Origin of the sequence: Pantoea sp. MT58 (genome assembly GCF_014495885.1) — a bacterium.
GTDB lineage: Bacteria > Pseudomonadota > Gammaproteobacteria > Enterobacterales > Enterobacteriaceae > Pantoea > Pantoea eucalypti.
In genome coordinates, this window is sequence record NZ_CP061083.1 from 2,008,837 (window position 1) to 2,033,849 (window position 25,013).

A 25,013-nucleotide genomic window follows, 5' to 3' on the forward strand; every position below is an offset into this window, starting at 1 on the left:
GCGCAATTATTTTATTGAATCAGCTGGTTACCCCGGCTTCTGGGCGCTGCTTTATGTAGCGACACCGTCTGAGTAAGGTACGTCACAATTATGTCATCACCCGATACTTCCCCACTGGCAGCGCTCTGGTCACGGCTCGACGGTTTAATGCTGCGCGATCGCCAGCGGCTGCAGCGCCGCCTGCAGGGAGCCAGAAAAATCAAAAATCCTGAGGCGCAGCAGGGCATTGCCAGCGAGCTGGCGCTGGAGTTCGTCGCCGCCGAACAGCGCGTGGCCCAGCGCCGCGCGGCTACCCCAGCGATTACGTTCCCGGACAATCTGCCGGTGAGTCAGAAGCAGCAGGATATTGCTGAGGCGATTCGCGATCATCAGGTGGTGATTGTCGCTGGTGAAACCGGTTCAGGTAAAACCACCCAGTTGCCGAAAATTTGTCTGGCACTGGGACGCGGTGTTACCGGGCTGATTGGCCATACTCAGCCGCGCCGTCTGGCCGCGCGGACCGTGGCGAACCGCATTGCCGATGAGCTCAGCACCTCACTGGGCGGCTGTGTCGGCTACAAAGTGCGGTTCAACGACCAGGTCAGCGATCTGACGCAGATTAAACTGATGACTGACGGGATTCTGCTGGCGGAAATCCAGCAGGATCGCCTGCTGATGCAATATGACACCATCATCATTGATGAAGCCCATGAACGCAGCCTGAATATCGACTTCCTGCTCGGTTATCTGCGTGAGCTGTTGCCACGCCGCCCCGATCTGAAAGTCATCATCACTTCCGCTACCATCGATCCTCAGCGCTTCTCCCGTCATTTCAATAATGCGCCGGTGATTGAAGTTTCTGGCCGCACGTATCCCGTTGAAGTGCGCTATCGTCCGGTGGTCGAAGAGGCGGATGATGGTGATCGTGATCAGCTGCAGGCGATTTTTGATGCGGTGGATGAACTGGGACGGGAAAGCCGTGGCGATATCCTGATCTTTATGAGCGGCGAGCGCGAAATACGCGACACCGCCGACGCGCTCAACAAACGCGATCTGCCGCACACCGAAGTGTTGCCACTCTATGCCCGGCTGTCCAATGCTGAGCAGAATCGGGTGTTTCAGTCGCACAGCGGTCGTCGCATCGTGCTGGCGACCAACGTTGCGGAAACCTCGCTGACGGTGCCTGGAATTAAATATGTGATCGATCCCGGCACGGCGCGTATCAGCCGTTACAGCTTCCGCACCAAAGTGCAGCGTCTGCCGATTGAGCCCATATCCCAGGCGTCTGCCAATCAGCGTAAAGGGCGCTGCGGGCGTGTGTCAGACGGTATCTGTATTCGCCTCTACGCAGAAGATGACTTCCTGAGTCGTCCGGCCTTTACCGATCCTGAAATCCTGCGCACCAACCTGGCGTCGGTGATCCTGCAGATGACCTCGCTGGGTCTGGGCGATATTGCCGCCTTCCCGTTTGTGGAAGCACCCGATAAACGCAATATTCAGGATGGTGTCCGTCTGCTGGAAGAGCTGGGGGCGCTGACGCTGAATGAAGAGAACGGCCACTACAAGCTGACCGGATCCGGGCGTCAGCTGGCGCAGCTGCCCGTGGATCCTCGCCTGGCGCGGATGGTGCTGGAAGCGCAGAAATTTGGCTGCGTGCGCGAAGTGATGATTATCACCGCAGGCCTGTCGATTCAGGATCCCCGTGAGCGTCCGGCAGATAAAAAGCAGGCTTCGGATGAGAAGCATCGACGCTTTGCTGATAAAGACTCCGACTTTCTTGCCTACGTGAATCTCTGGAACTATCTGGCGGAGCAGCAGAAAGCGCTGTCCGGCAATGTTTTCCGTCGTCAGTGCAAAACCGACTTCCTTAACTATCTGCGCGTGCGGGAATGGCAGGATATCTATACCCAGCTGCGGCAGGTGGTGCGGGAACTGGGGATTCCGGTGAACAGCGAACCGGCTGAGCTGCAGCCCGTTCACTGCGCGCTGTTAAGCGGTCTGCTGTCGCATATCGGTCAGAAAGATGCCGATAAGCAGGAGTATACCGGGGCACGCAACACCCGCTTCGCCATCTTCCCTGGCTCCGGGCTGTTTAAGAAGCCGCCGAAGTGGGCCATGGTCGCGGAGCTGGTTGAGACCAGCCGCCTGTGGGGCCGCACGGCGGGGCGCATTGAGCCAGAGTGGATTGAGCCGCTGGCGCAGCATCTGATTAAGCGCAGCTACAGCGAACCGCACTGGGAGAAATCGCAGGGCGCGGTGATGGCCGCTGAAAAAGTCACGCTCTATGGTCTGCCGATTGTGGCCGCTCGCAAAGTGAACTATGGCAGCATCGATCCTACACTGAGCCGTGAGCTGTTTATCCGCCACGCGCTGGTGGAAGGCGACTGGCAGACGCGTCATGCTTTCTTCCGGGCTAACCAGAAGCTGCGTAGTGAAGTCGAGGATCTGGAACACAAATCCCGTCGCCGCGACATCCTGGTGGATGACGAAACGCTGTTTGCTTTTTATGACCAGCGCATTGGCAAAGAGGTGGTGTCGGCGAAGCATTTTGACAGCTGGTGGAAGCAGGCCAGCCGTGAAAACGCCGAGCTGCTGAACTTCGACAAGCATATGCTTATCAAAGAGGGCGCGGATAAAGTCAGCCAGCTCGACTACCCCAATTTCTGGCATCAGGGCAACCTCAAACTCAGGCTGAGTTATCAGTTCGAGCCAGGTGCCGATGCGGATGGCGTCACGGTGCATATTCCGCTGCCGCTGCTGAATCAGGTTGAGGATAGCGGCTTTGAATGGCAGATCCCAGGCGTGCGTCGTGAGCTGATCATCGCGCTGATTAAGTCGCTGCCCAAACCGCTGCGCCGTAACCTGGTGCCAGCTCCCAACTACGCTGAAGCGTTTCTGGGACGCGTGAAGGCGATGGAGATGCCACTGCTTGATGCGCTGTCGCGTGAGTTTCGCCGCATGACCGGTGTCACGCTGGAACGTGAAAACTGGCAGTGGGAACAGGTGCCCGATCATCTGAAAATGACGTTCCGCGTGGTAGACGAGCACAACCGTAAACTGCTGGAAGGTAAAGATCTCACCGCGCTCAAGGCGCAGCTGAAAGATAAAGTTCAGGAAACGCTATCGAAAGTGGCGGATGACGGGCTGGAGCAGAGCGGACTGCACATCTGGAGCTTCGGCGATCTGCCGCGCAGCTATGAACAGAAGCGCGGCAGCTATCAGGTCAAAGCCTGGCCTGCGCTGGTCGATGAGAAAGAGAGCGTCGCCATTCGCCTGTTTGACAGCGAGCAGGAGCAGCAAAAAATGATGTGGCGCGGTCAGCGTCGCTTGCTGCTGCTGAATGTGCCGTCTCCGGTTAAATATCTGCACGAGAAATTGCCGAACAAAGCCAAGCTCGGACTCTACTTTAACCCTTATGGCAAAGTGCTGGAGCTCATCGACGACTGTATCGCCTGTGGTATTGATAAGCTGATAGGTGAAGCGGGCGGTCCGGCCTGGGACCAGGGCGCGTTTGAGCAGTTGCGTGACAAAGTGCGCGGTGAACTCAATGAGACCGTTGTGACGATCGCACAACAGGTTGAGCAGATCCTCACGGCCGTCTTCAACATCAATAAGCGTCTGAAAGGCCGGGTTGATATGACCATGGCGCTGGCATTATCGGATATCAAGGCGCAGGTAAATGGTCTGGTCTATCGCGGCTTTGTCACCGGCAATGGCTGGCAGCGACTGGCCGATACGCTGCGTTATCTGAATGGTATTGAACGGCGGCTCGAAAAGCTGCCTGCTGACCCGCACAGCGATCGGGCGCGCATGTTAAAAGTGCAGGCAGTGGAACAGGCGTATCAGGCGTGGCGTAATAAGTTGCCGCCGCAGCGTCAGGATGATGAAGAGGTTCAGAACATCCGCTGGATGATTGAAGAGCTACGTATCAGTTACTTTGCTCAGCAGTTAGGCACACCTTATCCCATTTCAGATAAGCGCATCCTGCAGACGATGGAACAGATAGCGGCTTAAAAAGCCAGGGTGCGCGTCTTAACAGGCGCGCACCCAATGGTAAAGCGTCAGTGCGGTTACTGCGCGAGGGATTCCAGCTTGTCTTTAAACGAGGTGACCGAAATTGCGCGGTTGTCAGCCAGATAGCGATCTTTCGCTGCGGGCGCAGAGCTTTGTACCGCGATTAACTGCCAGCCCTTATCGCTTTTAAGCAGCAGCGGTGAACCGCTGTCACCCGGCAGCGTGTCACACTGATGCGACAGCACCGCACGTTGCGCCCAGCCGGTAATCAGGCAATCGCTATGGGAGTAGAGCGTATCCAGATGATCGGCCGGATAGCCTGCCTGCGTCACTTTACGTCCGGTCAGCTTCAGCGCCGCCGTGAGATCGCTGCGTGAGCCATCAAACAAGGGAATGGGCGTAATCGCTGAAGGCGGATTGCGTAATATCACAATGCCGTAATCATAGGGTGCTGCACTGCTCGGCACGATCCAGCCTTCGCCATCCGCTTTTAATTTTGACGCCAGCGAAGGTTCCACCCGCGCATCAATATCATGAAGCTCGTAGCGCCAGCCTTTATCGCTGGCCATAAATCGCAGCGCAACCGGCTTATCGAAATTCCCGGGCGGGGAAAGCAGACAGTGTCCGGCGGTCAGGGCCAGATGGGGAGAGATGAGCGTGGCAGTACAGAGGTTACCACTTTCGGTTTCCAGCTGGCCAATGGCATCCCAGGGGGCAGCAGTAATATCGGTGATTGCCTGGCGATGATCCTTGCCGAAGAACAGCATCTTAATCTCAGCAGGAGTAGGCGAGTCATCGTCATCATCGGCATGAACCGTGGTGGCAAAGCTGAAGAGTCCAACCATTAACAAGGTAGCCAGGCGCATAGAAATCTCAATGGCGAGAAAAAATTAACGTTATTGTTATTACGTAAGTACGGTAACTATAGTCGGTGAGCGTTGAAAAAGGGAGTTTTATTGGTTAATCAGTACGCTACAGCATCTAAATAAAAAAGCTGGCTGCAACAATGCCACACAGGATCATAACAAGCAGAATAATTTCGAAGCGATAGCGACGCACTATTTCATCCACTCTCGTCATTTCATCCACTCCAGTAAAGAAACACCCGGCAGAACCGGGTGTTTTTATTCATCATCTCGTGGCCGTGCGCTGAAGGCGACCTTAGTTTTTAGCTGCTGGTTTCACAACTTTTTTGTGGTGCATTTTCTTAGCAGCCTGCGCTTTCTGGGCAGCTGGTTTAGTTACTTTTTTGTGGTGCATTTTTTTAGCAGCCTGAGCTTTCTGGGCAGCTGGTTTAGTTACTTTTTTGTGATGAACTTTTTTAGCAGCCTGCGCTTTCTGAGCGGCTGGTTTAGTTACTTTTTTGTGGTGAACTTTTTTAGCGGCCTGAGCTTTCTGTGCAGCAGGTTTTACCGCTTTTTTGTGGTGAACTTTTTTAGCAGCCTGCGCTTTCTGCGCTGCATCTTTTTTCACCGCTTTTTTGTGGTGTTTCTGAGCAGCCTGGGCTTTCTGAGCAGCTTTATGGTGTTTCTTGTGCGCAGTCTTGTGAACAGTTTTAGCCGGTGCTGCAGCGGCAGGAGTAGTAGTTGTTGCGGCTGGCGCAGCAGCTGGAGCAGCTGTGGTGTCAGCAGCGAAAGCAACAGAAGACATACCCATAGCAGCGGCGACAACCAGTGCAAATAATTTTTTCATCGCAAATCCCTCGGAGACTATTTTTTCATGTGTAGCCCACTGCGGGGCCGGTGAAGAGACTATAGGGAAATCAATGAACGGTGTCCGTGGGTGTTTGGTATCGGCGTGTAACCGATTGTACAAAGGCGGGAAAGGGCGGTCAGATGACCGCCCGAAAGCTTAGCTATTAAGGTAACGTTGTTCAAGGTGCTGGCGGAAGAAAGCCGGGTTCAGCGCTTCGCCAGTGGCGTTGATCAGCAACTGGTCGGTCTGGAAACGGCTGCCGTGCTGCCAGATATTCTGTTGCAGCCAGTCGAACACCGGCTGCAGCTCACCATGCTGAATCAGCTCACTGAGCTGAGGAATAGCCTTCTGTAACGACTGGAACAGCTGCGCGGCGTACATTGCGCCCAGCGTATAGGTGGGGAAGTAGCCGAAGGCGCCGTCGGTCCAGTGAATATCCTGCATACAGCCATCGCGGTAGTTACCCCGCGTATCCAGCCCCAGCGACTGCATCATCTTCTCATCCCACAGCGCCGGGATATCTTCAACCTCAATGTCCCCTTCGATCAACGCCTGCTCAATTTCGTAGCGTAAAATGACATGCGCCGGATAGCTGAGCTCGTCAGCGTCAACCCGGATCAGGCCAGGCAAAACCCGCTGGGTCAGGCGCACGAAATTATCCGCCAGCAGGGCGGGTTGATCGCCAAAGGTGGCGATCACCTGCGGCAGAATGCGCTGCAGGAATTCACGGCTGCGACCAAGCTGCATCTCCATAAACAGGCTTTGTGATTCGTGGATAGCCGTTGATCGCGCCAGTGCTACCGGCTGACCGCGCCACTGCTTCGGCAGATTCTGTTCATAGCGAGCATGGCCGGTTTCGTGAATCACGCCCATCATGGCACTGAGAAACTCATTCTCATTGTAACGGGTGGTAATGCGCACATCTTCCGGCACACCGCCACAGAAGGGATGTGCACTGATGTCCAGACGACCGTGGTTAAAGTCGAAACCCAGCGTCTCCATAATGCTCAGACCGAGCTGCCGCTGCGCAGGCACGGCGAATGGCCCCTGCGGCGTTATGACCTTCTGCTGTGCCTGTTTTTCCACGACCTGCTGTAAGAGTTCAGGTAGCCAGGTTTTCAGTTCGCCAAAGGTTTGATCCAGTCGGGCCCGGGTCATACCTGGTTCATAGAGATCCAGCAGCGCATCGTAACGGGAACAGCCACTGGCGTCGGCGCGGCGCTGGGCCTCTTCACGGCTCAGGCGGACCACCTCTTTGAGGTTGGCGGCAAAACCCTGCCAGTCATTGGCGGGACGCTGAGTGCGCCATGCATGTTCGCAGACCGAACCGGCGATCGATTTGGCTTCAACAAAATCATCAGGCAGCAGCGTTGCCTGCTGATATGCGCGCTGCATCTCGTTGAGATTGGCCCGCTCGACATCGTTCAGCGACTGCTGCTCAGCAGCTTTAAGCCACTCACCGACCTGAGGGGCAGTCAGAATCTGGTGTTGCAGCACGCTCATTTCAGCCAGTGCTTCACCGCGTGCCTGACTGCCGCCCGGCGGCATGGTGGTCTGCATGTCGCATCCGGCAATTGCCGTGACGTGACTGAAACGGGACAGGCGCTGGAAAGTTTTGGTCAGTTGTTGATACGCTGAGGTCACGTAAGACTCCTTGTGGTTTTAACGCTGCGCAATTTCGCGCAAGGTTAGATCAACCGGCCAGCAAAAGCGAACGCTGGCGCCGCCCAGCGGGCTGGACTCAATCGTCACCTTGCCGCTGAGCGCCTGAGCAATAGAGTAGACAATTGCCAGGCCTAATCCGCAGCCGCCTGTGGCGCGGTCGCGGCTCGGGTCAAGTCGGACAAAGGGTTCGAAAACCCGTTCACGCTCTTCCGGCGGAATGCCGGGACCATCATCTTCCACCTGCAGACACCCGATCGCGCCATCAAACCATAAACTGACACGCAGCCGCTGCTGAGCATAACGCAGCGCATTGTTCACCAGGTTATCCAGCACTCGTTCCATCAGGCGGGTATCAGAAACGCCGATGTTTTCACGCTGTGGCAGATCAAGGTCGAGCCGTATGTCCGGGTTGATGGTGCGAAAATCGTCAAGCCGCTCGCTCAGCCAACTGGCGAGATCCAGTGTTTTAAGATTGAGATCGACGCGTGGCCGATCAAGTCGTGCATAGGTCAGCAGTTCCTCTATCAGGCTTTCAAGCTGGCCGATATCGCGGTTCAGCGCCACCCGTTCACCATCCGTCAGGTTGTCGCTCATCTCTAACCGGTAACGCAGGCGCACCAGCGGCGTTCGAAGCTCATGGGCGATGCCATCAATCAGCTGCTTTTTGCTGGCTACCAGCGTATTGATATTCTCGGCCATCTGGTTAAAGGCGATACCAAGCCGAAAGAGGCTGGAGGTACTGTCAAAATGGGTACGTACATCCAGCTCACCCCGGCCAAAACGCTGCGCTGCTTTTTCCAGTCGCTGCATCTCCTGCCAGTGGGGACGAAGCCAGATGAACACCGGCAGTGCCAGAGACATGCCAATAAACACCAGCAGGGCAATATCCAGCAGCCGCATCTGATGCAGGTAGAAAAGATAGGGAATCGGTCCGACTGACAGCACATAGTGGCTGCGCGGAATATGCTGCAAAAAGGTGTACTGGTCATCGAGCGCAACAATCTCTCCGGCACGCAACCGACGCATGTTGCCTTCATCAAGCTGATATTTGTTCATCGGCTCGATGTGCAGGTCGAATGAGAGACCAAGATCGAGACTCTTGATGGTCTTATTCCAGTCGCGCGGCGGGATCTCGCGCAGTTCGCTGCGGATCAGGTAGAGCGAGCTGGCCATCAGGTCATTCATCGACTGGCGGCCTGCACGCTCAGCGGTGAACTTATAAACCAGCCCCACCAGTAAGGCCATCACCAGGAAGCAGACAAACAGCAGCAGATAGAACTGAATAAAAAGCTTTCTCATAGTCCGCGGGTATCCCAGGCCTGAGGTGCAAACAGATAGCCTTTGTTGCGGATAGTTTTGATGCGGAAGGGCTCGGTGGCGCTGTCGTGCAGCTTTTTACGCAGCCGCGAGATCGCCACGTCGATGCTGCGGTCTAAACCATCATAGCTGACGCCACGCAATGTTTTCAGCAGCGCATCCCGGTTCAGTGTCTGGCCCGCATGACTGGCGAGCACCCAGAGCAGATCGAAATCTGCGGTAGAAAGGGCGATCTGCTCCTCAAACAGCGTGACCTGCCGGTTCAGGGCATCAATGGTCAGCGAGCCAAAACGCAGCATACGGTTGGCAGCAGGTGCGCTCGGTGTATCTTCCGGCTGTCCCTGATGGGACTGACGCAGGTGCAGGCGCAGGCGAGCCAGCAGCACAGCAGGCGGGGTGGTTTTCAGAATGTAATCCTGCGCACCCATCTCCAGGGCCAGAATATGATTCATGTCGCTGTCCAGTGACGTCAGTAACACAATCGGTCCCTGCCAGTTGGCCCGGAGGTCGCGGCAGATGGTCATGCCATCCTTGCCGGGTAACATGATATCCAGCATCACCAGATCCGGCTGCTGTTCCGCTATCACCGCTTCAGCACGATCACCGCGCGTCTCGACAATCACCTCAATATCATGACGACCCAGGTAAGCTGCAATCAGCGAACCCACTTCAGGTTCATCTTCAACATAAACAATTTTGTTCATAGTTCACAAAGCAGAAACAGACGTGAGAGAAATCATATCTTGTCCTGGTCCTGAGCTCTACGTTATCGCACGAAATATCCGTGGCTTGCTGGTATATAACCGTCAATATGTGCAATCATTAGCGCGGCATTTTTGCGCCAGGTTTGGGATATCGATGATTATCATGAGGAGCGTTAGTGTGTCTGATAAAGAGCTGGCATCAGCCATATACCCCGACCGCATCTGCTTCAATTACAGTGACTTTCTTTCCGCTTCCTGCAAAAAGCGCTGGAGCTTCGTTGATGCTATTTATGGTGTGATGCCGATCTTTGGCATGGTGACACGTAAATCAGCACACCGTTTACAGGGCAGTGACGACCCGTTAAAAGAATTAGCATTACAAATCATTTCTACTCAGGTCAGCGACGAAATTAACATCGCACGCCTGATTACGCTCGCAGAACAGCAGCAGATAAGCCGTTTTGATATTCAGCTCCCTTATCCGCTCTCTGCGGAGCAGCTGGACGCGATCCATCATGAATATTCAAAACCGCTGAATCTTACCCAGCAGGATGACCTGCTGTGTGTGTCGATCCCGGTGCAGTCACACTAAGCACCTCTCTCACCAGGCTAGTAAATCAGTCAGTCTGACACCGGGCAGCGCTCATTATCCTCATGTACGCCTGCGTGTCCTGCGCTACCCGTGTCCAGACTCTCTGCAACAATGACGCCCGATGGATCCGGCTCTATGTGGTCAGCTGCCACACAGCGGGCAGCGTCGCAGCAATCAGTAATCCCATTGCAATCCGCTCCAGCGAGGTCAGCGCAACATCAGCGCGGCCGCCGCGTCGGGCAAACAGAAACAACAGCAGGCCTGGGGAGTAGAGCACGACTGACGCCATCAGGTGCATTGGCCCCGACGCGTAGAGCAGCCAGATGCCATACAGACTGGCGCCGACACCCACCGCCATCGCCATGGGTTTATTCTGTCCGCGCACCACTTTGATCAGGTATAACCCCACCAGTAAATAGGGCACCAGAATCATCTCTGAGGCGATGGTCAGCAGGTTATTGTAGTTAGCACCGGTCAGGGCAATCAGGATCAGGCAGAGCTGAATGCTGCCGTTGGTCAGCCACAGCGAGGCGGCCGGCGCGTTGTGTCGGTTCTGTCGGGCGATAATGCGAGGAAACGCCCCCTGCTGCGCAGCAATCAGCGGCACTTCAGCAGCCATGATCGTCCAGCTCAGGTAGGCACCACAGACAGAGACGATCAGGCCAATCGCAATCACCGCATCGCCCCAGTTGCCCATCAGTCTTGTCATCAATCCCGCCATGGACGGATTGCGCATTTCAGCCAGTTCAGCGCGCGGAACCACGCCCAGCGACAGCAGGGTTACCAGCAAATAGACCAGTAAGGCAGCCAGAACGGCAAAAAGTGTTGCACGGCCCACATCCTTTTTCTGACGTGCACGCGCAGAAACCACCACCGCACCCTCAACCCCGATAAAGACCCAAAGAGTGATCAGCATGGTTTGCTTGATCTGCTCCCAGAGCGGTTGCCCCAGCGTGACGCCGGAAAAATCGAAGCGAAAGCGATCATAATTGAACGCCATCACCGCCAGCACAATGAACAGCAGTAAGGGCACCAGCTTGCCCAGCGTGGCCATCAGATTGATGCTGGCTGCTGTCTGCACACCGCGCAGCACCAGCCAGTGAACCAGCCACAGCAGCACGGATGCGCCCAGCATCGCCTGCCAGGTGTTGCCATCACCAAAAATAATCCGGTCCGGCGTATCGGTGAAGAAGCTCAGGGCCGAGAAGACAATTACCAGATAGGAGACATTGGCGATAACAGCACACAGCCAGTAGCCCCATGCAGAGCAGAACCCCATTAGTTCGCCGAATCCGGCGCGGGCGTAAGTAAAGATGCCGCCGTCAAGTTCGGGTTTAAGGCGGGTTAACAGCAACATCGCCAGCGAAAGAAAGATAATGCCGACACCGGTGATCAGCCAACCCAGCAGCAGAGCAGCCGGACCGGCCACTGCAGCCATGTTTTGCGGCAGACTGAACACACCTGCACCCAGCATTGAGCTGAGCACCAGTGCTGTCAGCGCACCGAGACCTAATTTTTTCTCCAAAACAACCTTCCCGCTAGCATATATGGCTGGGTAAATCGGATTATATCGCTGGGTTATGTCAGACCAATGGCACAATCCAGGGACAATATCCGGTAAAACAGGCGGGGGATTTTACGGAGTGTGGCAGGGGATGGCAATGCATAACTATGCAAAACAAAGCAGGTTTGCAAACAGCAGGGCGGCGGGTGCCGCCCTGTGAGGGATTACTTAAACAGGTCAGCCGTCACGGTCAGGTTACCGCCACTCTGGTTCTGCCACTGACGAGTCACGTGATAGAACTTGGCACCTTTATCTGAAGCACGCTTCGCCACTTCTTCTGAAACCTCAGTAGGTGAACCGAAGTGGCCCGTGAAAGTCACGGTATCAAACGGCTGCATCTGCGCGGCGGTAATCGCGTTAACTTCCTGCACCGATTTACCGTTAGGCAGATTCACCGTGTAGCGCTTACCGGTAGAGCTTTGTGTTTCGAAGAAACGGCCCACTTTGTTGCTTGGCGTTTCAGATGAGGCCACGCCAGGAATCTCTACGTTAGCGGCTGCCGCGCCACCGGTTGCCAGCGCAGCTTTACCTGCTTCTGAATCGGCTGGGATGGCGTTTGGTGTCTGCACTGTACGTTCTTTAGCATCCGCTTTGTAGACATAGGCGGTGACGTACTGGTTGCCACCGCTGTTAGCATCAATCTGGCGCACGATAAAGAATGATGCGGCACCTTTCTCTTTCGCGGCTTTTGAAATCGCGTCGTTAACATCCGGCTGGCTGGCAAAGAAGCCGCTGACCGAAACGGTATCAAACGGTTCAAGTCTGTAGGCTTCTGCTTTTGGCAGTTCATTAACGCCGTTAAAGCGACGATACGTTGTTGACGCTGAAGCTGCCGGCGCATCGGCTTTATAGAGGTCAGCCGTGACGCGCCAGTTACCGCTGTTGCCGTTACTGTCGTTGATTGCCTGGATGTAATAAGAGGCAGCGCCCATCTGATCTGCACGCTTAGAGACGGCATCGGCAGCGTCGCCGATCGCGTTGAAACGGCCGGTGATATTAATACGTTCGAATGGCTTCAACGCTGCCGCTTTTTCTGGCGTTAACTCCTGCGCAGCGAATGCGTTGGCTGCCAGCAGGGACAACAAAGTGGACGCCAGAATAGTGTTCTTCAGCTTCATAAAAATAATCCTTCGCCTTACGCAAAAATGAGTACGAAAACGTGCTGGACTCTTGATGTATAACAGATTAGCCGCTGATTATTGCATGTTATAAACAGACTGTCGCAGCGATTTTTTGTGTCAGATCGCGTTATTAAACCATCATTTTTTCATTTAATTGTCATCAAACGCAGTTATGGCCCGTTTTAGCCACGGTTATCACTAAAAGCGATAACTAATATCGGTTAAACAGTTAATGCATTGTTAATTATAGGTTTTTATTGATGCTTAATTCGCCCGCTCATAATTATCTCTGGCAGAATATTTGCCTGTCAGGCTGTTTTGCAGTGGGTTAACACCGATTTTTAAGCAGAACGCTGAATAATTGAGTGAATGTCATCACTCTGTACAGACGCTATAGATCGCTGGTCACATTTTCAGTAGGTTATAAACACTTTGAAATACATGCATTTCGTCTATAAGTAACCGAAACGGCGTTTCAGTTGCGCAGTCGTGGTGCAGATACGGGCCATCATCCTTAACCGATGAAAGGAAACACTATGTTAATTGGAATACCCAAGGAAAGGTTGCCAAACGAGTCGCGCGTGGCCGCCACGCCAAAGACCGTGGAACAACTTATCAGGCTGGGTTTTAGTGTCACCGTGGAGCGTGACGCAGGTAAACGCGCCAGCTTCGATAATGAAAGCTATATCGCCGCTGGCGCCACGCTCAGCGATAGAGATCAGGTCTGGCAGTCCGACATCGTGCTGAAAGTAAATGCACCCGATGACGAAGAGATTGCACTGACCCGCGCGGGTAGCACGCTGGTTAGCTTTATCTGGCCCGCGCAACATCCCGATCTGCTGTCAAAACTGGCCGCACGTCAGGTCACTGTCATGGCAATGGACTCGGTGCCGCGCATTTCACGGGCGCAGTCGCTGGATGCGCTGAGCTCCATGGCAAACATTGCCGGTTATCGTGCGATTGTGGAAGCTGCGCATGAATTTGGTCGCTTCTTTACCGGGCAGATCACGGCGGCGGGCAAAGTGCCACCGGCAAAAGTGATGGTGATTGGGGCAGGTGTGGCCGGGCTGGCAGCAATTGGTGCAGCGGGCAGTCTGGGCGCGATTGTCCGGGCGTTTGATACCCGTCCCGAAGTCAAAGAGCAGGTGCAGAGTATGGGCGCCGAATTCCTTGAACTCGACTTCAAAGAGGAAGCTGGCAGCGGTGATGGCTATGCCAAAGTGATGTCCGAGGCGTTCATTAAAGCGGAGATGGCCCTGTTTGCCAGTCAGGCCAGAGAAGTCGATATCATTGTCACCACGGCGCTGATCCCTGGCAAACCGGCACCGAAACTGATCACCGAAGAGATGGTTGCCAGCATGAAGCCCGGCAGTGTGATTGTGGATTTGGCCGCGCAGACTGGCGGCAACTGTGCGCTGACCGTCGCGGATCAGGTTACTGTGACACCTGACGGCGTCAAAATCATTGGCTACACCGACCTGCCGAGCCGTCTGGCAACGCAATCCTCCCAGCTTTATGGCACCAACCTGGTCAACCTGATGACGCTGCTGTGCAAAGAGAAGAATGGCGAAATCCAGGTCGACTTCGACGATGTAGTCGTACGGGGCGTGACTGTGGTGCGCGAGGGGGAAGTCACCTGGCCGGCACCGCCGATTCAGGTGTCCGCTGCACCTCAGGCTGCACCGGCAACCGCGAAACCGGCAGTGAAGATTGAGGTGAAACCTGTTTCACCGTGGCGAAAATATCTGCTTATTGCTCTGGCCATCGTGCTGTTTGGCAGCCTGGCCAACGTGGCGCCTGCCGATTTCCTCTCCCATTTTACCGTGTTCGCGCTCGCCTGTGTGGTGGGTTATTACGTGGTCTGGAACGTCAGTCATGCGCTGCATACGCCGCTGATGTCCGTGACCAATGCCATATCCGGCATCATCGTGATCGGGGCAGTCTTGCAGATGGGGCACGGTGGCTGGGTCACCTTTATCTCCTTTATTGCCGTGCTGATTGCCAGCATCAATATCTTTGGTGGCTTTACCGTCACCCAGCGCATGCTGAAAATGTTTCGTAAGGGGTAAGACATGTCTGGCGGATTAGTCACTGCAGCCTATATTGTTGCTGCAATTCTCTTCATCTGTAGCCTTGCCGGTCTCTCGCGTCACGAGACGTCTAAGCGGGGTAATAGTTTCGGTATCAGCGGCATGGCGATTGCGCTGGTCGCCACCATTTTTGGTCCGGACAGCGGTAACGTGGTCTGGATCCTGCTGGCGATGGTGATTGGCGGCGCTATTGGTATCCGCATGGCAAAGAAAGTCGAAATGACCGAAATGCCGGAACTGGTCGCGATTCTGCACAGCTTTGTCGGCCTGGCCGCGGTACTGGTCGGCATAAACAGCTATATCGACCATGCGCCTGGCCTGCCAGCAGTGATGGAAAATATCCATCTCAGTGAAGTGTTTATCGGTATTTTTATCGGTGCCGTCACCTTCACCGGCTCGCTGGTGGCGTTTGGCAAGCTGTGCGGCAAAATCTCCTCAAAACCGCTGGCGTTACCGCATCGTCACAAGCTCAATCTGCTGGCGCTGCTGGTCTCGTTCCTGCTGCTGCTGTGGTTTGTTAACACCAGCAGCAGCGCTGCGCAGGTCTTTGCGTTGCTGCTGATGACGGTGATTGCACTGGCGTTTGGCTGGCATCTGGTCGCGTCGATTGGCGGTGCCGATATGCCGGTCGTGGTGTCGATGCTGAACTCCTATTCAGGCTGGGCCGCCGCCGCCGCCGGTTTCATGCTCAGCAACGATCTGCTGATTGTGACCGGTGCACTGGTGGGTTCGTCCGGTGCGATTCTCTCCTATATCATGTGTAAAGCGATGAACCGTTCGTTCATCAGCGTGATCGCGGGTGGATTCGGTACTGAAGTCAGCAGTGGTGACGAAACGCAGGAAGCGGGCGAGCATCGTGAAATTACCGCTGAAGAGACCGCAGAGATGCTTAAAGCCTCCCGCTCGGTGATTATTACCCCAGGCTACGGCATGGCCGTGGCGCAGGCGCAGTATCCGGTAGCGGAAATCACGGCACGTCTGCGCGCGCTTGGCATCAAAGTGCGCTTCGGCATTCATCCGGTCGCGGGGCGTTTGCCGGGGCACATGAACGTGCTGCTGGCCGAGGCCAAAGTGCCTTATGACGTGGTGCTGGAGATGGATGAAATCAACGATGACTTCAGCGACACCGACACGGTGCTGGTGATTGGTGCTAACGATACCGTCAACCCGGCAGCGCAGGATGATCACCGCAGCCCGATTGCGGGAATGCCGGTGCTGGAAGTGTGGAAGGCGCACAACGTGGTGGTGTTCAAACGCTCAATGAACACAGGCTATGCCGGCGTTCAGAATCCGCTGTTCTTTAAGGAGAACAGCCAGATGCTGTTTGGCGATGCCAAAGCCAGCGTGGAAGCGATTCTCAAAGCGCTGTAATAAAAAAATGGGCAGCTAATCAGCCGCCCATTTTCTTTACGAGGAGACGTTAATCCTCCTCGTCCTCTTCATCATCCAGATCAATCGGCGACTTGAAATCGTCAGGCTTAAGCGCCAGCAGATCGCAACGCAGATGATCGATCACCTGTTCCGCCGTATTGCCCAGGAACGCCGCTGATAGTCCGGTCCTTCCGATGGTGCCCAGCACGACTACGCCGGCACCGAGATGCGCGGCCAGATCGGGGATAACCTCTTCCGGCAAGCCTTTAGCCACGTGGGTGAACTCTTCACCAATTGAGAATTTCTGGCGCAGTGCTTTCATGGCCACCAGATGCTGACCCCGGATAGCATCGTTGTAGACGCTGGGATCAAAATCGGGCAGTTCGATAGCAATATTGATTGGGGTAATCGGGTAGGCACCGACAAGGTGGACTTCGGTCTGATTCACCTTTTCCGCCAGCTTCATCGTTTCACGAATCAGCTTCTGATTCAGGCCATCGTGATGCGGCTCTTCGCTGGCAAGATTGACGGCGACAATGGCTTTACCGCCTTCCGGCCACGGCTGATCTTTGACCATCCAGACCGGGCAAGGGCATTTACGCAGCAGATGCCAGTCGGTTGGGGTGAAAATCACGGACTCCAGGCGGTCATGCTGATGCGCCATTTTCAGCACCAGATCATGCTGATGAGCGAGCACTTCCTGAATGATGGCCTCAAAGGGGCGGTTATGCCAGATCACTTTGATATCAATGTCGACACCGGCATCAAGATAAGCGCGGGCCTGCTCGCGGATCCATTCGGTACGCTGGCTGATGACACCCTGGCGCATAGACGCGCGCTCATCCGGCGAAAGCAGGGTGGTCATTTCATATGAAAAATCATAGATAGGCAGGAAGGCTTTAATTCTTCCGCCGATACGTTGATTCAGATAGACCGCACGTCGCAGCGCGGGCTGATCGTCTTGCTGGGCATCAATGGCGACCAGAATATTTTGGTACTGGGACATGAGGCGTTCTCCTTAAACCAGAGCGACTGGAGTAAAGATAGCCTATGTTGTACAGCGGAAGAAGTGAAAAAGTTATTGCCGGATCAATAAAATAAGATTTATTGATCCGGCTTTGAATCAGGCGGCCTGGTGACTCTGGCCCGCTAACTCTTCCAGCAGGGCGTGGTTTTCAATTGTGATGTATTTGCCTTTCACCGCCAGCATACCGGACTTCTGAAAACGGCCCAGCAGGCGACTGATGGTTTCAACCGTCAGGCCCAGGTAATTACCAATGTCACCGCGCGTCATGGTGAGGCGAAATTCACGCTGTGAAAAGCCGCGCTGGCCGAAACGGCGTGAGAGGTTCCAGATAAACGCCGCCAGTCGCTCCTCAGCATTTTTCTTCGACAACAGCAGAATCATATCCTGGTCGCCTTTAATCTCACCGCTCATTAAACGCATCATCTGCTGACGCAGTGCCGGCATTTTACCTGACAGGTCATCCAGCGTTTCAAAAGGAATTTCACACACCATGGCCGTTTCCAGCGCCTGCGCAAAGCTGGGATGGCTGGCATTTAAAATGGCATCAAAGCCAACTAAATCACCCGCCAGATGGAAACCGGTAATTTGCTCATCACCCTGTTCGGTAATGGTATAGCTTTTAATACTGCCGGAACGAATGGCATACAGAGACCTGAGTTCGTCTCCCGCTTTAAAAAGGGTTTGCCCTTTCTGAATCGGTTTTTTACGCTCAATGATATTGTCGAGCTGATCCAGCTCATGTTCATTTAACGTGAAGGGGATGCAGAGCTGACTGATGCTGCAATCCTGGCAGTGAATGGCACAACCGCCCGACTGAATACGACGTATGCTGCGTTTTTCAGGGATCATAATGGTTTGCTCGACGATAAGTAACTGGGGTCAATTTTAACATTTTTTGTGCTGAAGGGAACTCATCCGAGCAGTTTTACACCCACAAACATTATGGATGAGTTACACGGCGTCAAAGGCCGCTGTGACGGGCTTTTCAGTACCCGGGTAGAGACCGCTGTCACGATAACTTTCCGCTTATGTGATCTGTTGCACGATTCTCTACGGCCCGTTAGGGTGGGAAAAGGCGGGTGGTCCGGTAATTCCAGGTTTTGCTACGCTAACTGTTAAAGCCTGTCTGACACATTCGATCAATTTAACCCGGTGTGAGAAAACCATGAACCTTGATGATAACGATCTTTTTCGGGATGCCATGGGCGATGTCACGCCATTGAAAGACACCACCACGACCCTGTGGCTGAAAGCCCCTTCAACCAAAGCACCACGCAAACCGCCGGGCGAATCTGAACTAGAGAATTTCCTGACCCGGGGTGACCTGGAGATTATCCCACTTAATACGCAGCTGGAATATAAAGCCGACGGCATCCAGCAGGGTATTCTGGATAAACTCCGTCGGGGTGAATACAAGCTGGATGCCAGTCTCAACCTGTTACGGCAACCGGTGGAAACCTGCCGTCAGGCGCTGTTCAATTTTATGATGCAGGCACACAAACAGGGATTACGAAATTTGCTGATCATTCACGGCAAAGGACGTGATAACGAGTCACATGCCAATATCGTACGAAGCTATCTCGCGCGCTGGTTACAGCAGTTTGACGACGTACAGACTTTTTGCGTGGCACAGACCCGCCATGGCGGAGGCGGTGCGCTCTACGTGGGTTTACGTAAAACCGATAAAGCGCGCCTTGAAAACCGCGAGCGACATGCGAAACGCAGCCGCTAGCTGTGAAATTTACGAATGGTAGACATCAGCACTTCGGCACTCAGGCTGAGCTCTGCGCCGGTACGCGTAATGATGCCCACTGGCTCGCCCGGGCCGGATGAGTTGATCGGCAGCGCACAGACCGCGTTGTGGCTGAGATCCTCTTTAATCGCGCCGGAAGGAACGAACCAGATATAGTCGTAGCGGAGAGCCAGCTGGCGTGCCAGTGAGGTCGATGAGGTCTCGATGCAGTGAGGTGGCAACGTACATCCCTGTTCATCCAGCATCTGTTGTGCAATCCGGCGCGGTGCAGTGCCTTCGGGCGAAATCACCACCGGCCACTGCATTGCCCGTGACAGCGTGACGTTGTCACTTAAAAGCGGGTGTTCCGGCCTTACCACCAGCTTAAGCGACTCCAGAAAAAGCAGCTCATAGGTCAGACCGGTCATCATGTCGCTGTCCGCCATCCGTCCAATGCCGATATCAAACTCACCGCCGCGTAATCCCGCCAGCAGCACATTGTTGTGCAGCGTTGCCACCTGGATAGTGGTATTGGGTTGTAACTGATGAAAACGATCAAGAATGCGTGGCAGCATCCCCATTGCGGCGGTGGTCAGCGCACCCAGCCGGATAATCACCGGCGCATCGCCTGGCTGCTCATTAAAACTTTGACCGGCATGATTGAGCGCGTCGAGCACACGCACGGCATGCGTCAGAAATTGTTCCCCCATGGTGGTCAGTTGCGCGCCCAGCCGGCCACGTTCAAACAGACGAACGCCGGTCAGTTCCTCCAGCTCATTCAGGGTTTTAGACAGGGCAGGCTGACTCAGGCTAAGCGTCTCAGCCGCCCGGCCCAGCGTACCTTGCTGCGCAACCGCAACAAAGGTGTGTAAGTGGCGCAAGCGAATGCGCTGATTGAAAAGGATATTTTTTTCCATATCCTAAACTTAATGAGAATGAAGGGCGTGAGGCAACTGTTAATAATGAATTCTGTTAACTTTGCTGCAAATTTTTTTTAACAAAAGCACGGGGATGACCGCTTCGCTGTTTAAGACCATGATTTTCAAGCATTCATCTTAAAACGGTTGTAATGTGTTCATTCTCTGGTTAAAGAGAAATCAACGACTTAATTGCATGAATATGAATGATTCTCACTATCAAACAAAAATCTGACCGCTTAAGGTTAACGATCGGCTATCATAAACGCCGTTTTTTTTACTTAAACTGATGCCAGATTTCTTTACTCAGGGAGTGTTCATTGACCAGCATCGAGGCGGTAGATGTCCGCCAGCTTATCAACCAGCAGCAACTGAGCCCCTGGCAAAAGCGGCTCATTGCTCTCTGCTTTATCGTGGTAGCACTCGATGGCATGGACATTGCGATTATGGGTTTTATTGCGCCGACGCTTAAAGCCGCGTGGGGCGTAACAAATCATCAGCTCGGCGTTGTCATCAGCGCCGCCTTAATCGGTCTGGCGCTGGGTGCGATGGTAGCGGGGCCGCTGGCTGACCGTTATGGCCGTCGCATGATGATTATCTTAAGCGTTTTCTTTTTTGGTCTCTGGACGCTGGCAACCGCGCTGTCACAAAACATTGAACAGATGATGCTGTTCCGCTTCCTGACCGGGCTGGGGCTGGGTGCCGCAATGCCCAACGTCGGTACGCTGGTGGCGGAGTATGCGCCTGAACGGCGGCGGGCATTTCTTATCACCGTTGTGTTCTGCGGCTTCACCTTTGGCGCGGCCAGCGGGGGATTTGCCGCTTCATGGCTGCTCCCGCGCTATAACTGGCACTCCGTGCTGCTACTGGGCGGCATACTGCCGCTGCTGGTGCTGCCATTACTGATTCGTGGCCTGCCGGAATCCGTGCGATTCCTCATCAGTCGTGGTGCACCGGCTGCCCGCATTCACGCCATCCTTGATCGGATGATGCCGGGCAAAACCCGACCAGACTGTGCGTTTCACGCGCCGGAAGTCAGCGTGCCGGCGGGTGGCGCGATCGGCACCGTCCTGTCACGCCGCTATCTGTTTGGCAGCACGATGCTGTGGGGTGGCTATTTTATGGGACTGTTCATGGTCTACCTGATTGGCAGCTGGCTGCCATCACTGGTCAACACGCTGGGCATGTCTGTCACCGAAGCGGCGATTATCACCGCGATGTATCAGGCTGGCGGGACGCTGGGATCGTTGTTTGCAGGCTGGATGATGGATCGCTTTAATGCCAATCTGGCGCTGGCAGCGATTTACGGCTGTGGCGGGCTGTTTATCGTGGCCCTTGGCTTTTCGCCAGCCGAAGTGGGCATGATGAGCGCAATCGCTTTTTGCAGTGGCTTCTGTTTCAACGGCGCTAACACCGGCATGAATGCCTTATCCGCCAGCTACTATCCCACGCACGCACGCGCCACTGGCTCCAGCTGGATGCATGGTGTGGGCCGCATTGGTGCGATTTTAAGCGCTTTCGTCGGTGCAGAGATGATGTCACTCGGCTGGTCTTTCAGCGTTATCTTTCTGCTGCTGGCGATACCGGCTGTGATCACTACCCTGATGCTGCTGTTAAAAAACCGCTATGGCTTTAAGCCGATCACAGATTCGTGATTTTTTCCACTGGCGCCAGCGCGTTGCATTACATTAGCAGCAACGATCATGGTGTCAGGTGGATAAGATGGACAACTTTATCAGTGCGGACCTCATCCGCACCCGTTTCTCTCAGGCAATGTCAGCCATGTATCAGCAGGAAGTGCCGCAATATGGCACGCTGATGCAGTTGGTCGCTACCGTTAATGAACGCGTACTGGAAGCGGATAGTGCGCTGAAAGATCGCCTTACGGCTGCTGATGAAATCGGCCGACTTAATGTTGAACGCCATGGCGCGATCCGTGTCGGCACCGCAGACGAACTCGCCACACTGCGACAGGTGTTTGCGGTGATGGGAATGCATCCGGTTGGCTATTACGATCTCTCTCAGGCAGGGGTGCCGGTGCACTCCACCGCGTTCCGGCCAGTAACTGATGCGGCACTGCGGCGCAATCCCTTCCGGGTCTTTACCTCGCTGTTACGCCCTGAACTGATCGACGATGCGGCGCTGCGTGAAAAAGCGGCGGAGATTCTCTCTGCGCGCGACATTTTCACTCCCCGTTGCCGGGCGTTACTGCAACTGCATCAGCAGCAGGGCGGATTAACGGAGGAGCAGGCCGGTGAATTTGTGACTGAAGCGCTGGAAACCTTCCGCTGGCATGCTCACAGCAGTGTAGACAGCCAGACCTATCAGGCGCTGAACCAGCAGCACCGGCTGATTGCGGATGTAGTCTGCTTTCCCGGTTGTCACATCAACCATCTTACGCCGCGCACACTGGATATCGACCGTGTCCAGCAACTGATGCCGTCGCGCGGTATCGATCCGAAAACCCTGATCGAGGGACCGCCTCGTCGTCAGGTCCCCATCCTGTTACGTCAAACCAGCTTTAAAGCGCTGGAAGAGCCGATCATCTTTAAAGAAGGTCATCAGGGAACGCATACGGCGCGCTTCGGAGAAATTGAGCAGCGCGGGGCAGCGCTGACGCCCGCAGGACGCGCACTCTACGATCGATTACTGAGCGAGGCGGGCAGCGGTCAGGATAATCAGCAACACCAGCAACATCTGTCGACGATTTTCCGCGATTTTCCGGACGACGAAACCACGCTGCGCCAGCAGGGACTGGCGTGGTTTCATTATCGCCTGAGCGAAAAGGGTATTGCTACGCCGCCTGCCCAGGGGGAATCGCTGGAGACCCTTATCAAAGAAGGGCGTGTACTGGCTGACCCCATCACCTATGAGGATTTTCTTCCCGTGAGCGCGGCAGGCATTTTTCAGTCTAACCTTGGCGATCGGGCGCAGGTTCGTTCGGCGGGACAGGCGAGCCGGCAGGCGTTTGAAGCCGCATTGGGTACCCCTGTGCTGGATGAGATGGCGTTATATGAAGAGCGCCAGCAGCGCTCACTGGCGCAGTGCGGCCTGCGCGAGGCCTGACAGTGTCTACGGGCAACGTCTACGTTGCCCGCGTTGCTCTCTTCACCACAGCCCTGTTAAGCGGATGGTCCTGATGGAAGGTAATCGATCAGGCCTGTTCAGTTCACCTGGAAAAAAAGACGCTTCACCATCCAGCGAAAATTTAGCGGCGTGAGTATCCTGATGTGTTAGAAAACTGACTAATTATTTGCAGTAAAAACGCGTGGGATGCGTGAGAAATGTGGATATCGTCGGCGCTGACAACGCATTCACGTGCTGGCGAAACGTAAACAACGTTAATCCCTGGTCATCACTGACGCTCTGAACCTGTTGATGGGCATGCTAGCCCCTGCATCTCTCGCTTCGGCATATTCTGCAAATCCCCTCCGTACCTGGACAATACTGGCGTGCCTGCAAATAATGGAGGAACGTTTAGACAGGGAAACAGGAATGAAAAACGAAACGGGTCTGAGGATCATGACTGCTGAGGGAGAGTTACGTGGAGGCATGGATGATGACCTTTTCGTATTTAAAGGCATACCTTATGCGGCGGCACCGCAGGGCGCACTACGCTGGCGCCCGCCTCAGCCAGTGATACCGTGGCAGCATGTGCGCGATGCCACGGCGTTCGGGTCATCTGCCTGGCAAAATCGCACGTATTGCCAGGCTGTGGGCGGCGGCGATCCCGGTGAGTTTAGTGAAGATTGTCTCTACCTGAATGTCTGGACACCCGATGTCGAACCGTCAACGCCGCTGCCGGTGATGGTGTGGTTGCACGGAGGAGGCTACACCATTGGTGCGGGCGGCCTGGCACCGTACAGCGGCAAACCGCTGGCGTCCCGGGGCGCAGTGGTGGTCACCCTTAACTACCGGCTGGGTCATCTCGGCTTCTTCTCACACCCGGCCCTGGACGCTGAGTATCCTGCCGCGGGCACGGTAAACAACTTTGGTCTGCTTGACCAGATTGCCGCACTGCAGTGGGTGCAGCGCAACATTCCTGCATTCGGCGGCGACCGCCGCAATGTGACGCTTTTCGGTGAATCCTCTGGTGCGCGCAGTGTGCTGTCACTCTGCTGTTCACCACTGGCCGAAGGGCTGTTTCACAAAGGCATCGTACAGAGCGCCTATAGCCTGCCGGACACGCCGCTGAAAAAAGCGCGTCAGCAGGGCGTCGCTGTAGCCCGCCATTTTGGACTGCCAGCCGATGTCAGCGCAGAGGCGTTGCGCGCACTGCCCGCTGACGCCTTCTGGTCGCTGGACGGCCCACTGGCGATTCCGCCGGTACCCATTGCCGGTGACGCCGTATTGCCTGAGCCCATGTTGAAAACCTTTATGGCGGCAAAACAGCACCGTCTGCCGCTGATGGCCGGCAGTAACAGCGATGAAGCCAGCGTTCTGGAATATTTTGGTGTTGATGCTACTGCAGTGCTGCAGCAGTTACGCGACAAAAATCGACTCACTTACCGTACGCTTAAATGGATGTATGACATCCATGACGATCATCTACTGGGACGCGCCGTGGCACGCGATATGGCTTTCACGCTGGTGCCATGGCTGGTGATGCGGGCGCAGCACAATGCTGGCATGCCGGGCTGGCGCTACTGGTTTGATTATGTTTCAGAGCATGCGCACGATCTCTATCCACACGGCACCTGGCACGGCAATGAAGTGCCCTATGTGCTGAATACGCTGAGCCAGATGCCCGATCCCAATGAAAATCGTCCGTTCAGTGATAGCGATCGGGCCTTTGCTGAGCAGGTCAGTGACTACTGGTTTACCTTCGCCCGTGATGCCACAGAATATAAGCACCAGCTGGAAGGCGAGGTCGTCTGGCCCGCCTGGCATCCGGGGCAGGATGTGACAATGTCACTTGGTCAGGAGCATAAAAGCGGATTGGTTCTGAAGCGAAATTTTATGCGCGCCCGCATGCGTCTCTTCAGATTATTAATGACGCATCTGGTCAGGCTGTAGGTGTACCAGAAAGATTAGCCTGCTAATCATTAAATTTTGCAAATGAAATTAATCTGCTTAATTAACTGTAAGGTATTAAAATTAAAGAAGTTTACAGCGTTAAATCCTATTTGACGCTGTAAAATAATAGGTAACAAAACAGTTACATTTTCACCTTCCTGTGCCGATAAACCTCCTATGCCCGACGCTTGCGGGTCAACGTGTATAGG

Annotated in this window: 18 protein-coding genes; 8 read left to right on the forward strand and 10 right to left on the reverse strand. The window is 54.7% G+C overall.

Annotated features, from left to right (window positions below):
- The first annotated feature begins 90 nt into the window (after positions 1 to 90).
- Entirely contained in the window at positions 91 to 3,993 is a 3,903-nt protein-coding gene (gene hrpA / locus IAI47_RS09520; protein ID WP_008925244.1) for an ATP-dependent RNA helicase HrpA, read from the forward strand.
- 56 nt (positions 3,994 to 4,049) lie between these two features.
- On the opposite strand, the gene IAI47_RS09525 is transcribed toward hrpA, so the two are convergent.
- The 5 genes from IAI47_RS09525 to rstA form a co-directional block, all read right to left on the reverse strand.
- Positions 4,050 to 4,859, reverse strand: coding sequence for a serine protease (locus IAI47_RS09525; RefSeq protein ID WP_008925243.1), 810 nt, complete (start codon positions 4,857 to 4,859; stop codon positions 4,050 to 4,052).
- 295 nt (positions 4,860 to 5,154) lie between these two features.
- Positions 5,155 to 5,685, reverse strand: a complete 531-nt coding sequence (asr, locus tag IAI47_RS09530; protein ID WP_033743054.1) for an acid resistance repetitive basic protein Asr — start codon at positions 5,683 to 5,685, stop codon at positions 5,155 to 5,157.
- Between the two features lie 159 nt (positions 5,686 to 5,844).
- Positions 5,845 to 7,332 (reverse strand): carboxypeptidase M32, encoded by a 1,488-nt coding sequence (locus IAI47_RS09535; RefSeq protein ID WP_008925240.1) that lies wholly within the window; start codon positions 7,330 to 7,332, stop codon positions 5,845 to 5,847.
- An 18-nt stretch (positions 7,333 to 7,350) separates the two neighbouring features.
- The gene (rstB, locus tag IAI47_RS09540) at positions 7,351 to 8,652 is read right to left on the reverse strand and encodes a two-component system sensor histidine kinase RstB (RefSeq protein ID WP_003853743.1); all 1,302 of its coding nucleotides are present in this window, start codon (positions 8,650 to 8,652) and stop codon (positions 7,351 to 7,353) included.
- Positions 8,649 to 9,374 (reverse strand): two-component system response regulator RstA, encoded by a 726-nt coding sequence (gene rstA, locus IAI47_RS09545; protein WP_003853741.1) that lies wholly within the window; start codon positions 9,372 to 9,374, stop codon positions 8,649 to 8,651. Before rstA ends, rstB begins: the two co-directional genes overlap by 4 nt.
- A gap of 178 nt (positions 9,375 to 9,552) precedes the next feature.
- Between rstA and IAI47_RS09550 the strand changes: the two genes are divergently transcribed.
- A complete protein-coding gene (locus IAI47_RS09550; RefSeq protein WP_003853740.1) occupies positions 9,553 to 9,966 on the forward strand; it encodes a hypothetical protein in 414 nt (137 codons plus the stop codon).
- 133 nt (positions 9,967 to 10,099) lie between these two features.
- On the opposite strand, the gene IAI47_RS09555 is transcribed toward IAI47_RS09550, so the two are convergent.
- Both IAI47_RS09555 and ydgH read right to left on the reverse strand, forming a co-directional pair.
- Entirely contained in the window at positions 10,100 to 11,491 is a 1,392-nt protein-coding gene (locus IAI47_RS09555; protein ID WP_003853738.1) for a basic amino acid/polyamine antiporter, read from the reverse strand.
- A gap of 203 nt (positions 11,492 to 11,694) precedes the next feature.
- The gene (gene ydgH / locus IAI47_RS09560; protein ID WP_003853736.1) at positions 11,695 to 12,648 is read right to left on the reverse strand and encodes a DUF1471 family protein YdgH; all 954 of its coding nucleotides are present in this window, start codon (positions 12,646 to 12,648) and stop codon (positions 11,695 to 11,697) included.
- A 539-nt stretch (positions 12,649 to 13,187) separates the two neighbouring features.
- Between ydgH and pntA the strand changes: the two genes are divergently transcribed.
- Together pntA and pntB are read left to right on the forward strand one after the other, a co-directional pair.
- Positions 13,188 to 14,720 (forward strand): Re/Si-specific NAD(P)(+) transhydrogenase subunit alpha, encoded by a 1,533-nt coding sequence (gene pntA, locus IAI47_RS09565; protein ID WP_008925238.1) that lies wholly within the window; start codon positions 13,188 to 13,190, stop codon positions 14,718 to 14,720.
- 3 nt (positions 14,721 to 14,723) lie between these two features.
- Positions 14,724 to 16,112 (forward strand): Re/Si-specific NAD(P)(+) transhydrogenase subunit beta, encoded by a 1,389-nt coding sequence (pntB, locus tag IAI47_RS09570; RefSeq protein ID WP_008925237.1) that lies wholly within the window; start codon positions 14,724 to 14,726, stop codon positions 16,110 to 16,112.
- Positions 16,113 to 16,161: 49 nt separating this feature from the next.
- Here pntB and uspE read toward each other — a convergent pair whose 3' ends face one another.
- Positions 16,162 to 17,118: a universal stress protein UspE gene (gene uspE, locus IAI47_RS09575; protein ID WP_003853729.1), complete on the reverse strand. Its 957-nt coding sequence runs from the start codon at positions 17,116 to 17,118 to the stop codon at positions 16,162 to 16,164.
- A gap of 117 nt (positions 17,119 to 17,235) precedes the next feature.
- Positions 17,236 to 17,988, reverse strand: coding sequence for an FNR family transcription factor (locus IAI47_RS09580; protein ID WP_003853727.1), 753 nt, complete (start codon positions 17,986 to 17,988; stop codon positions 17,236 to 17,238).
- A gap of 316 nt (positions 17,989 to 18,304) precedes the next feature.
- Between IAI47_RS09580 and smrA the strand changes: the two genes are divergently transcribed.
- Complete coding sequence (gene smrA / locus IAI47_RS09585) at positions 18,305 to 18,871, forward strand: DNA endonuclease SmrA (RefSeq protein WP_003853725.1); 567 nt, start codon at positions 18,305 to 18,307, stop codon at positions 18,869 to 18,871.
- Here smrA and IAI47_RS09590 read toward each other — a convergent pair.
- Entirely contained in the window at positions 18,868 to 19,788 is a 921-nt protein-coding gene (locus tag IAI47_RS09590; RefSeq protein ID WP_003853723.1) for a LysR substrate-binding domain-containing protein, read from the reverse strand. The genes smrA and IAI47_RS09590 overlap by 4 nt on opposite strands.
- Before the next feature lie 320 nt (positions 19,789 to 20,108).
- Between IAI47_RS09590 and IAI47_RS09595 the strand changes: the two genes are divergently transcribed.
- The 3 genes from IAI47_RS09595 to IAI47_RS09605 all read left to right on the forward strand — a co-directional run bounded on the left by IAI47_RS09595 (position 20,109) and on the right by IAI47_RS09605 (position 24,804).
- On the forward strand, positions 20,109 to 21,443 hold the full coding sequence (locus IAI47_RS09595; protein ID WP_003853721.1) for an aromatic acid/H+ symport family MFS transporter: 1,335 nt from the start codon (positions 20,109 to 20,111) through the stop codon (positions 21,441 to 21,443).
- Positions 21,444 to 21,510: 67 nt separating this feature from the next.
- On the forward strand, positions 21,511 to 22,854 hold the full coding sequence (locus tag IAI47_RS09600; protein ID WP_003853719.1) for a VOC family protein: 1,344 nt from the start codon (positions 21,511 to 21,513) through the stop codon (positions 22,852 to 22,854).
- A gap of 429 nt (positions 22,855 to 23,283) precedes the next feature.
- On the forward strand, positions 23,284 to 24,804 hold the full coding sequence (locus IAI47_RS09605; protein WP_008925236.1) for a carboxylesterase/lipase family protein: 1,521 nt from the start codon (positions 23,284 to 23,286) through the stop codon (positions 24,802 to 24,804).
- Positions 24,805 to 25,013: the final 209 nt, after the last annotated feature.